The sequence below is a fragment of the Kitasatospora sp. CB01950 genome, assembly GCF_001905465.1.
GTDB lineage: Bacteria > Actinomycetota > Actinomycetes > Streptomycetales > Streptomycetaceae > Kitasatospora.
On sequence record NZ_LISX01000009.1, the window covers coordinates 324,429 to 335,170 of the forward strand.

Sequence of the window (10,742 nt, forward strand, 5' to 3'; positions counted from 1 at the left end):
CATGCAGCCCTACGAGAACCGACACCCGGCCACACAGCAGCTGATGCGCTACTTCAGCTGGAGCCACCTACCTACACACCTTCAGGAGACCTCGCGGGCGTGCTCCCAGCTCGCCGGCCACATGGTCGCCGTGCTACCTGACGGGCCCGAGCTGACTGCTGGGTTGCGCAAGCTCCTGGAAGCAAAGGACTGCTTCGTACGTGCCGCTCTCGATGCTGCCGCAACCGAGCAGCAGGCCGCGCGCGAGGTGGACCCGAGCGCACCGTATGGCACCGGCGAGGAGCACTGAGCATGGCCACCCTCCTGCGCGGCGAGGCCCCCGCCGTCCTCCAGGCCGCCGAACACGCCCAGTACCAGGGGGCGTACCGGCCGCCCGGCATCCCGTTGGCCGAAGTCCGGCGCGGCCCCTACGACGGCACCCGGGGAGCTGTTCACCGCGGTGCCAACGGCGAACTGCCCAAGCTGCTCCCCCTGGCCAACGGCCGGATCGTCTACGAGTACGACCGCACCGGCCCCGACGGCATTGCCATCTACCGCTACTCGCCGCGCCTGTCACCCGCGCACCGCGGGCTGATGGACGGCATCGCCGAGGTCTACGCCGAGCACAAGCTGATGAAGGGACAGGGCTGATGGCCGAGTTGGAGCTGCGGCAGCTGGACACCGTCGAATGGCGGGTCGCCGACGGCGAGGACGGCACGTTCGAGGGCGTCGGCTGCCGGTACGGCGTCGAGGACTCCTACGGGACGACGTTCCATCCCAAGGTCTTCCAGAAGGGGCTCCGGGGCAGCTTCGCGTTCCTCTTCATGCACGACCCATCCCGCCCGGTCGGTACGTTCCGCGCGGAGGAACGCAGCGACCACCTGTGGATCAGCGGCCAGTACGACGACACCGCTGCCGGCCGGGACGCCCGCACCATGGCCCGCTCCGGGTCGGCGCCGGAACTGTCCGTGGGGTTCGTCCGTACGGACCTGCCGAGTTGGGAGGCGCTGGCCGCGCTGCCCGAGGACGAGTACAAGGACAGGCTGGCCAACATCCGCAGCGCGCGGCTGGTCGAGGTCTCCCAGATCACCGCCCGCATGGCCGCCGTCCCCGGGTCGAAGCTGAAGACCGTCCGGGCCGCCCTGGATGCGCTGTTCGAGGACGGCGAGCCGAACAACCTCGACGCCCAGGTCGCCGCCGAGCGGGCCCGCCTCGCCGGGCAGGAAGACGACCGCCGCCGCGCCGCCGCCCGCCTCGCCCTCGCCGCAGCGGGGCACTGACGGGCCGTTGACGGGGGCTGACGGCCGTTAGCCGGGCAGCCCCCACCACCCTCCTGTCTATCGTGCTACGCATCCGGGCCGCTCGTACCGGACGTACAAGCCACGGGCATTGCCGGGGCGATCCACCGGCCGTGAAAGACGGACGCGACCCAGACCACTGGGGCGCCGTCCGCGTCCCACGGACCGAGAGGACCCGGCATGAGCAACCGCCGCCGCGCCCTGGGCACCCGCAAGGCCCGCCCGGGCGAGGACCCCACCCGCCGCTACCCGATCTATCCGATCGCCGGCGGCGCACCGACCCTGGCCGAGCAGCGCGACGAGGTCATGCGCCTGCTCCGCGATGACTCCTACGACGGCGACATCGGCGAACTCCTGCAGCGCGCCGAGCAGGTCACCGGCCAGATCGAGCAGGCGCAGCAGCGCGACGCCCGGCTGCGCGCGCTGGAGGCCGCGGCCCTTCCGGCCGGTCAGCAGCCGCAGCAGCGCCAGCAGCCCGGGCAGCAGCCCGAGTTCGCGCCGGACCACCCCGTCAGCGTCGCCGAGGCGTTCGTCCGCAGCGCAGCCCTCACCCAGTTCCGGGCCGCCGGCATGGTCGGCAAGATCGCGGTCGAGCACCGCGATGCCCCGGCCGGCACCGTCACCACCGGCACCCAGCCGAAGCAGAACCACCGGCTCCCGGGGATCATCCCGCAGAACCCCGACTACCCGCTGCTGATCGCCAACCTGTTGGACAGGCAGACCTCGGACGGCACCACGCTGGAGTACATGCGGGACACGTCCGGCCCGGTCACCGGCTCCGGCACGTGGAACAAGGCCGCGGTCGTCGCCGAAGGCACGACGAAGCCCATGTCCGGCCCGTTCTCGTTCGACCTGATCACCACCAGCCTCAAGACCGTCGCCCACTGGGTGCCCATCACCAGGCAGGCCGCCGACGACAACGGCCAGCTGGTCGGCTACATCAACGGCCGGCTCGGCTACGGCCTCGACTTCAAGCTGGATCGGGAGATCCTCACCGGCAACGGCAGCACCCAGATGCAGGGGATCCTCACGACCTCGGGCATCAACGCCTACCAGCCGTCGTCCGGGAACACGGACGCGAAGCTGATCACGATCCGCAAGGCGAAGACCGTCCAGGAGCTGGCGCTCTACCCGCCGGACGCCGTGGTGCTGAACCCCAGCGACTGGCAGGACATCGAGCTCGACACCACCGCTACCGGCACGTTCCGTGTCATCTCGAACGTGCAGGACGGCAACGCGGTCCCGCGGATCTGGGGTCTGACCGTCGTCTCCACGGTCGCGATGGCGGCCGGTACCGCGCTGATGGGTGGCTTCCGCATGGGCGCGACCCTGTGGGAGCGGCAGGGCGTCACCATCCTGATGACCGACTCTCACGCGGATTTCTTCATCAACAACACCCTCGTGATCCTGGCCGAACGCCGCGCGAACGTAGCGGTCCACACCCCGCAGGCCTTCACCAAGATCACGTTCCAGGCGTTGCCGTAATGGCCGCCAACGTCCCCATGCAGGTGAACCTCGTCAAGGGCGGCACTCGCCGCTCGGAGCAGGTCACCGTCGATGTCCAGGTCGTGTCCGGCGGCACCGCGCTGCTGTCGGGCATCTCACTGCCGGTGGTCAACAACCTCACGGTGGCCCCCACTCAGGCCGACTTCAACAACCTGCTCGCCGCGCTGCGCACCCGCGGCGTGATCGGAGGCAGCTGATGGCCGCCAAGACCACCGGCCCGCAGCGGGTCGACACCGACCGGTTCGAGGTCGGCCGGCCCGCGCCGACCGACGCCTACCGTGCGCTCCATTCGGACGGCGGCTGCACCGGCCCGGCCTACACCACCCACCCCGGCGGCGGCGCCATCCAGATCTGCGTTGCCGGAGCGACTGTCACCGAGGGCGTGGCGCGCGCCCTCGCGGCGGCCGTCGACGCCCCGTCGACGGAGGGCTGACGGCCCGTGTACTGCACTGTCGCCCAGGCCCGCGCCGCTGGCTGCACCGGCACCGACGACGAGGTGACCGGGTGGATCGCCCGCGCCCAGGCCGTCGTCGACGCCTACACGCAGCAGGCGTTCGAGCCCACCGACCTGACTGTTGCCGGGACAGTCAGCTCTCGGATGCGGATCCTCCTGCCGCGCCGCGTGCGTACGATCAGCGCGGTGCGCCTCGGCACGGGCCCGGGCGACACCGAGTACACCGTCCCGGTCAGCGCGTACCGGGTCACCAGCAGTGCAGTTCTCGGGCAGGTCGACGCAGTACAGCTCGCCGAGTTCGGCTACAACGACCTCGTGGCTGGCGCGGAGTCGTACGCCGGCGGCTGGGCCGGGCTGTGGGGGCGCTGGGGGTCGGACGCGCTGGTCGACGGGTCCTTCGGCTACGACGCGCCGCCGTCGGGTGTGGACCTGGCGACGGCGATGGTCGCGGCCTGGTCACAGGCGATCGCGACGGGTCAGGGCACGCCGGGCGGCGGGGTCGCCCCGGGCGGAATCCAGGTCGACGACGAGGGCAACAACGTCGTCATCGAACCTGCTGGGGCGGACGCTGACGCAGGTGGCGGGCCGTCAGCGCCCCGCGCGACCACTGGCGTCCCGCAGGCTGACGTCCTGCTGTCCCTGTACCGCAACGACCACACGCTGATCGGCGGTGCGTGATGGGTGGCCTGTCGTACAACGTCGACTCCGGCCAGTTCCAGAACGCGCTGCGCGACGCCGTCGACCGGCTGCGCGGCGAGTCCCGGCAGGTGATGGACCGGGTCGCCAACGACATGGTGAACACCGCCAAGTCGCTGGTGCCGGTGGACACGGGACGGCTGCGGTCGAGCATCCGCGCGATCCCCGTCGGCGGCGGCCGCTTCACGTACACCGTGACGGTCGGAACGAACGTCGAGTACGCGTCGGACGTCGAGTACGGCACCGCCCCACACGTGATCCTCCCCAAGAACAAGAAGGCCCTCTACTGGAAGGGCGCCGCACACCCGGTCGCTCGGGTCAACCATCCCGGGACGCGCCCGTACCCGTTCATGCGCCCGGCCGTCCTGCGAGCCGAAGAGCTGCTGCGTGCTCACGCCAAGGGGGTGCGCTGATGGCCGCCACCACCGCCGGGGCGTTCCGTGCCTGGCTCGGCCCGCAGGTCGCACCGGTGCCCGTCGTCCGCGACGGCGCGTCCCCCGGCCAGCCCCTTCCGTACATCGCCGTGCAGGAGGGCACCAACTACCTCAACCACCCCACCGCGAACGGCGACTACGGCGACCCCGACCGCGACCTGGTCATCCAGGAAATGGTCCAGGTCGACGTCGTCCAGCAGGCCCGCACGCAGGACGCCGGCGGCGCGCCGAACGCCGAGGACTACACCCTCGTCCCCCGGGTGATCCGACTGTGCTCCGGCCCGTTCCAGGCCGGGCCCGCAGGGTCCGTCGTCAACGGCGTCCAGTTCATCTCCGCGCGGCGCGAACCGATCGTCGACAACGTCGTCCGCACCTCCATCACCGTCCTCGTCACCCGCACCCTGGAGCGCCCGTGAGCACCCCCACCGACCCGCAGCCGGACCCGGACGAATCGCAGCCGGACCCCGGCCCGCAGCCCGACGTCGACCCGGACGGCCACACCTGGCTCCCGCAGGAGTACTGCGTGGCCGAGGGCATGTGGGCGCCGCCGGACCCTCAGCACATCGACTCGGCATGGCCGGCGTGGCGGCTCCCGGAATGGTTCGCGGGGCGCACCGGCATGGTGCAGATCCCGGGCCGGCCGGGGTACCCCGGTCTCTACCAGTACGTGTGGGACGGGTGGCTGCCGTGGCAGTCGCGGACGGACACGATCGACCCGCTCGTGCAGTGGCCGGACGCGGTGCGTGCGACGGCCGGTGACATGCAGGCCGAGCTGTGGCCGCCCGCGCCGGTCGAGGGCCCGCCTGCGGCTGATGCCGAGTTGGTGCCGCTGGTCGCCCTGTCCGACGCGGGTGATGCCGATGTGCCGCCGCTCGACCCCGAAGACGACAACACCGCGCCCAGCGAGAGGAACTGACATGGCCGGCGGCCTGCCCCACGTGACGAAGCTGTTCAGCATCGTCGACTGCAAGATCACCGCGCTCACCACCGACCCGATCGGTGGGACCGCGACGTACGCCGCGACGTCCGTCGACCTGCCCGGCATCCGCTCGCTGGCGATCAACGGCAACATGCAGACCAAGTCGTTGCGCGGCGACAACACCCTGCTCGACACCCAGACGTACATCGACGGCGTCACCGCCGCCGCCGAGCACGCCAAGCTGTCGCTGGACGCCCTGGCGGTGATGCTCGGCGGCACGGTCACCGACTCCGGCGCGACTCCGGCGCAGAAGGCCGTGTGGTCACTGACCGCCAACAGCGCCCCGCAGTACTTCAAGATCGAGGGCGTCACCCCGTCGAACGGCTCCGACCTGATCGGCGGCGACGTCCACGTCGTCCTCTACAAGTGCACCCTGTCCAAGTTCCCGGAGTTGGGGATGCAGGGAGACGACTACCGCATCCCGAAGTTCGAGGTGTCCTCGGTCCCGCTTGCCTCCACCGGCAAGTGGATGGACGTCGTGATGAACGAGACCGCCGTCGCCATCCCGTAGCGCGCCCCATCGCCAACCCGCCTGGGGCCGCCGCCAGTTCGGCCCCAGGCCCACCCCTGGAGCACCCCATGACCCTCACCGCCGCGCAGGCCCTCGGCACAGGCCCCACCATCACCCTCAGTGACTGCACCGAAGTACCGCTCACCTACAACTTCCGCTCCCTGGCCCTGCTGGAGCAACGCTTCGGCTCCATCACCGCGATCCAAGACGCCATGGAGCTCGCCGCCGCCGGCACCGCGTTCGGCCCGCTGATGGACATGATCGGAGCCGGACTCGCCTCCCGCGCCGGAGGGTTCACCCCCCATATCCGCCACTACCAGGACGCCTCCGGCCACCGCACGGTGGAGAGCATCCTCTACCGCCGCTCCTCCGACGGCACCGACCTCGGCGAGCTGCTCGCCCCCGGCCGGGTAGCCGAGTACGCCGACGCGATGAGCGCCGCGTTCAACGTGGCGTTCGACACCGGCGGCCAGGGAAACGACGTGAGCCCGGTCCCGAGCGAGACGACGCTTTCGCCTGGGCTCAGCTGATCTACACCGCCACCGTCCCACTGCGCCGCGGCCTCGACGAGTTCTGGGACCTGACGCCGGCGCAGCTGTACGCGCTGGTCGAGCAGCACAACCTCGCCACCGGCCCAGGCCCCGCCGCCGACGACGACTTCGGGCCCGACGAGCCCGGCCTGTACTCCACCCCCGACGGGCTCACCCGCCTGTCCCAACTCCCGTACGGAGGATGACCATGGCCGGCCCGGCGATCAACCTGCCCGCGCTGGTCACCAGCCTGAGCATCGACATGTCCGGACTCGCCGGGTCGCAGGCCGACGCCGCCCGCCAGGGCAGCGTGCTCGGTGAGCGCCTGGGCGACGCGATGCGGGAGCGGCTCCGGGCCGCAACCGGGCACATGCCCGAGATCGAGGTCGGTGCCGACACCTCCCGAGCGGACCGCGACCTGGCCGAGCTGCGCGGCAAACTGACCGCGCTGGCGGACAAACGCATCGGCGTCGACATCAGCGCGGAGAAAGCGACCCGCGAACTCCTCGACCTGCAGGTGCACCTGGAGCGTCTGTCCGTCACCCACCCCGATGTCGACGTCACCGCGAGCATCGGTCAGGCCATGGCCGAGCTGGCCGCTGTCACGGCCGCCGCGCATGCCGTGGACGAGGTGGCGCCGGACATCGACGTCCATGTCGACACCCACGAGGCCCCTGCCGAGATTGAGCGGGTGAGTCGGGATTTAAGCGGCCTGACCAACGCGGCCCGCACCGCGGCATCGTCGCTGGGCTCCTTCGCTGGCACCGCGGCGCAGGTCGCGGGGATCGTCGGCGCGCTCGGCCCGATCATCGCCGGGACGGCACAGGCGATCGCGTCGATCACCCCGGCGGCGGCCGTGGCGGCCCCGGCGCTGCTGTCGCTCGTGACCGCCGGGGCCGCGGCGAAGGTCGGCCTCGGCGGCGTGGGCGAGACCCTGAAGGCGGCGTTCGCGCCGGCCGCCGGAGGTAGCGCCGCGGCCGCAACGCAGACCACCAACGCCTACGCCGACGCGCAACGTAACCTCGCCGCCACGATCCAGAACACCGCGGACTCGAACGCGCGGGCACTGCGGAACGTCAGCGACGCGGAACGCAACCTGGCCGACGCGCAACAGGCCGCGCTCCGGGCGCAGCAGGACCTGAACGACGCCCGGCACGAGGCCGCGCAGGACCTGGAGGACCAGAGCAACCGGCTGACCGACGCGATGCTGAGCCAGCGCGAGGCCACCCTGCGGGTCCAGGACGCGCAGTACGCGCTGCAGTCGACCATCAACAACGACCAGTCCACGGCCCGCCAGCGCGCGCAGGCCCAACTCGCCTACGACCAGGCCGTGCAGCGGCTGCGCGAGCAGGACACGCAGGTACAGCGTCTGCAGGAGACCACCGAGGCCGCCAATCGGGCTGGCGTGGACGGTTCGAAGAAGGTCGTGGAGGCGCAGGACAAGCTGACGTTGGCGCAGCGCCGGAGCGGCGACGAGGCCCGGAACCTGGCGGACGCGCAGCAGCAGGTCGCGCGGACCGCACAGCAGGGCGAGGAGGCGATCCGCCGCGCGACGGAGGCGCTGCAGCAGGCCGGGGCCGGGGCGGCCGGTGGGGCGGCCGGTGTCGACCGGTTCGGCGAGGCGATGGCCAAACTCGCCCCGAGCGCCCGGGAGTTCGTCACCGAGATCATCGCAATGCAGCCCGCGTGGAACGCCCTCAAACTCGACGTTCAGCAGCGCTTGTTCGAGGGCCTCGCGGCTTCGATGCGCGACAACGCGGGCACCGTCCTGCCGTCCCTGCGGCAGGGCCTGGTCGGCGCCGCCGGCGCGCTCAACTCGATGGCCCTGAACCTCGTCACGACGGCAGGGCACTTGGGCGCGTCGGGTGTGTTCGGCCGGGCCCTGGACGGCGCGACGAAGGGTCTGGGGAACCTGGCCAACGTGCCGTCCGGCGTCCTGACCGCGCTGGTCACGTTGAGCGCCGGGGCCGCGCCGCTGTTCGACCGGCTGACTGCCGGGGCCGGCGGCGCCCTGGACAAGCTGAACACGAAACTCGCGGCGAGCCTGGAGTCGGGCGGCCTGGGCCGTGCGATCGACGCGGCGGCGCAGCAGTTCGGGGTGCTGGTCGACGTGATCGGCAACGTGGGCCGTCTGCTGGGCGCGGTGTTCGGTCCGGCACAGCAGCAGGGCGCCGCTTTCCTCGACACGCTGAAGAAGATCACCGGCTCGATGGCGGCCGCGTTCTCGACACCGCAGGTGCAGGCCGGACTCACGGCCCTGTTCCAGACGGTATCCCTGATCGCCTCAACCGCCATGCCCCTGCTGGGGTCTGCGCTGCAGGCGATCGGCCCGGTGCTGACAGCGCTCGGCCCGCCCGCGCAGCAGCTCGTCCACGTGCTGGGGGAGCAGGTGCTCATGCCGATCATCGAGGCGCTGTCCCCGCTGCTGGTCACCGCCGCCGGGGCGGTCGGCGATCTGGTCGCTGCCGCGTCCCCACTCTTGGGCCTGTTCGGCACGCTGACGGCCGCACTGCTGCCCGCGCTGCAGCCCCTGCTGGCCGGCTGCGGAACGATCTTCCGACAGTTGCAGCCCGTCGTCGCCGCCGTCGCCCAGGCCGTCGCCGCGTTCCTGACCCCCGCGCTGGCAGCGCTCCCAGCACTGATCCAGCCCGCCGTCACGCTCATCACGGCACTGACCGGCGCGGTGCTGCCGCTGCTGGCCCAGCTGATCACCGAACTGCCCATTCCCCAACTCGGCGAGGCCTTGGGCCAGCTGGCGACTGCGCTGGGCCCGGTGCTGCAGGAGATCGCCGAGCTCGCCGCCCAGATCCTGACGATGCTGATGCCGCTGCTCCCGCCGCTGATCTCGTTCATCGCCCAGCTCGCGACGATCCTGTCGGGGGTGCTGGTGCAGGCGATCGTCGGCACGGTCGTCCCGGTGCTGCGGATGATCGCGCAGCTCCTGAAGGGCGACTTCTCCGGCGCGTTCCAGTCTGCGAAGGACGCGACGATGGGCTGGTTGCAGCTCACGATCGACGTGTTCGCCAAAGTGCCGCAGGCGATCTTCAGCGCCATCGGCGACCTGTTCCAGCGCCTGGAGCAGGCCGGACAGGGGATCATCGACAGCTTCCTCCGCGGCGTGCGATCCAAGTTCGGCCAGGTCGCCAGCACCTTCGGCGACCTGACGGACTGGATCGCCGCGCACAAGGGCCCGCCGGAGCGGGACGCCAGGCTGCTGACCCCCGCCGGGCAGCTCATCATGGACGGCCTGATCGCCGGTGTCGCATCCCGGCGGGACGCCCTCGGCGCCCAACTCGCCGCCGTCACGGCGCAGATCAGCGGCGGCCTCGCCGGGGCCCTCGGCGGGCCGAGCCTCTCCCTTGCCGGGTCCCCGGCGGCCCTGTCCGGGGCCTACGCCGGCACGGCACGGCCGGTGTTCCAGACCAACACGATCATCCTGCAGGGCGGCGAGGCCACCGCGGCCGGTGTCGGTGCCGAACTGTCCTGGCGTTCGAAGGTGGGGCTCCGATGAGTGCGGCAGGACGAATCGTCTGGGGCGGCCTGACGATGGGCCCCGGCACCCAGTACGCCATCGCGGACATGCCCGACCTCGACGACATGCCGGAGATCCGCAGCAGCGACGTCGACCGGGGGCAGGCGCACGGCACGTGGACGGGTGCGGACTACACCGGGGCCCGGATCATCACCCTGTCCGTACTGCTGCGCGGGCAGGACCCGGCGGACCTCGGGCGGCTCGTGACGGCGCTGCGGGCCGCGGTGCAGCCGTGCGCCGAACCGCAGCAGCTGCAGTTCGTGGACCGCGGGGTGATGGTCTGGGCGAAGCCGCGCCGGCGTTCGATCCCGTACGACGCCGCCACCCTGCTGTCGTCCACCACAGCGCACCTGATGTTCTACTGCGCTGACCCCCTGGTCTACTCCCTGACGCAGCACTCCCTGTCCACCACCGCCTATGCCCCGGCGTCCGGCCGCTCCTACCCGCGCACGTACCCGTGGGTGTACGGCACCGGCGGTACTGCAGGCACCCTGCAGTGCGTCAACGCGGGTGGGACGCCCACGTATCCGCTGCTGCGGATCGACGGGCCCACGGTGAACCCCACGGTCCAGCTCACCGAGACCGGCGCGGTGCTGGTGCTGAACGCCACCCTCGGTGTGGGCGAGTTCGCGCTGATCGACACCTCGACCCGGGCGGTCCTGCACATGGGCACCATCCCGCGCCGCGACTGGATCACCGGCATCCCGCGCTGGCCCGTCATGCAGCCCGGTACGAACACGCTCGTCTACCGCGCCAGCCCGTACGGCGACGGCACCCAGCCCACCTACCTGACCGTCACCTGGCGCGACGCCACTCTGTAGAG

At 71.5% G+C, this 10,742-nt stretch carries 14 protein-coding genes; all 14 read left to right on the forward strand.

The features are described 5' to 3' along the window. Position 1 precedes the first annotated feature (1 nt). The gene (locus AMK19_RS23700) at positions 2–289 is read left to right on the forward strand and encodes a hypothetical protein (protein ID WP_241844536.1); all 288 of its coding nucleotides are present in this window, start codon (positions 2–4) and stop codon (positions 287–289) included. A 2-nt stretch (positions 290–291) separates the two neighbouring features. Beyond that, positions 292–630, forward strand: coding sequence for a hypothetical protein (locus tag AMK19_RS35390; protein WP_073815035.1), 339 nt, complete (start codon positions 292–294; stop codon positions 628–630). Further along, positions 630–1,259 carry an HK97 family phage prohead protease gene (locus AMK19_RS35395; protein ID WP_073815037.1) on the forward strand — a complete coding sequence of 210 codons (630 nt, stop codon included), beginning with the start codon at positions 630–632 and terminating at the stop codon, positions 1,257–1,259. The genes AMK19_RS35390 and AMK19_RS35395 overlap by 1 nt, the downstream gene beginning before the upstream one ends. Positions 1,260–1,457: 198 nt before the next feature. Then, positions 1,458–2,762 (forward strand): phage major capsid protein, encoded by a 1,305-nt coding sequence (locus tag AMK19_RS23715; protein WP_083647268.1) that lies wholly within the window; start codon positions 1,458–1,460, stop codon positions 2,760–2,762. Then, a complete protein-coding gene (locus tag AMK19_RS23720) occupies positions 2,762–2,980 on the forward strand; it encodes a hypothetical protein (RefSeq protein ID WP_073815038.1) in 219 nt (72 codons plus the stop codon). Before AMK19_RS23715 ends, AMK19_RS23720 begins: the two co-directional genes overlap by 1 nt. Continuing rightward, on the forward strand, positions 2,980–3,216 hold the full coding sequence (locus AMK19_RS23725; RefSeq protein WP_073815040.1) for a hypothetical protein: 237 nt from the start codon (positions 2,980–2,982) through the stop codon (positions 3,214–3,216). The genes AMK19_RS23720 and AMK19_RS23725 overlap by 1 nt, the downstream gene beginning before the upstream one ends. A gap of 6 nt (positions 3,217–3,222) precedes the next feature. Beyond that, positions 3,223–3,915, forward strand: coding sequence for a hypothetical protein (locus AMK19_RS23730; protein WP_073815041.1), 693 nt, complete (start codon positions 3,223–3,225; stop codon positions 3,913–3,915). Next, positions 3,915–4,346, forward strand: a complete 432-nt coding sequence (locus tag AMK19_RS23735; protein ID WP_073815042.1) for an HK97 gp10 family phage protein — start codon at positions 3,915–3,917, stop codon at positions 4,344–4,346. The genes AMK19_RS23730 and AMK19_RS23735 overlap by 1 nt, the downstream gene beginning before the upstream one ends. Beyond that, entirely contained in the window at positions 4,346–4,783 is a 438-nt protein-coding gene (locus AMK19_RS23740) for a hypothetical protein (protein ID WP_073815043.1), read from the forward strand. Before AMK19_RS23735 ends, AMK19_RS23740 begins: the two co-directional genes overlap by 1 nt. Further along, positions 4,780–5,283 (forward strand): hypothetical protein, encoded by a 504-nt coding sequence (locus AMK19_RS23745; protein WP_073815044.1) that lies wholly within the window; start codon positions 4,780–4,782, stop codon positions 5,281–5,283. Before AMK19_RS23740 ends, AMK19_RS23745 begins: the two co-directional genes overlap by 4 nt. A 1-nt stretch (position 5,284) precedes the next feature. Next, positions 5,285–5,857 (forward strand): phage tail protein, encoded by a 573-nt coding sequence (locus tag AMK19_RS23750; RefSeq protein WP_073815046.1) that lies wholly within the window; start codon positions 5,285–5,287, stop codon positions 5,855–5,857. 68 nt (positions 5,858–5,925) lie between these two features. After that, positions 5,926–6,387 (forward strand): hypothetical protein, encoded by a 462-nt coding sequence (locus AMK19_RS23755; RefSeq protein ID WP_073815047.1) that lies wholly within the window; start codon positions 5,926–5,928, stop codon positions 6,385–6,387. Between the two features lie 202 nt (positions 6,388–6,589). After that, a complete protein-coding gene (locus AMK19_RS23760) occupies positions 6,590–9,898 on the forward strand; it encodes a phage tail protein (RefSeq protein WP_143200350.1) in 3,309 nt (1,102 codons plus the stop codon). Next, positions 9,895–10,740 (forward strand): phage distal tail protein, encoded by an 846-nt coding sequence (locus tag AMK19_RS23765; protein ID WP_073815051.1) that lies wholly within the window; start codon positions 9,895–9,897, stop codon positions 10,738–10,740. Before AMK19_RS23760 ends, AMK19_RS23765 begins: the two co-directional genes overlap by 4 nt. Positions 10,741–10,742 lie beyond the last annotated feature (2 nt).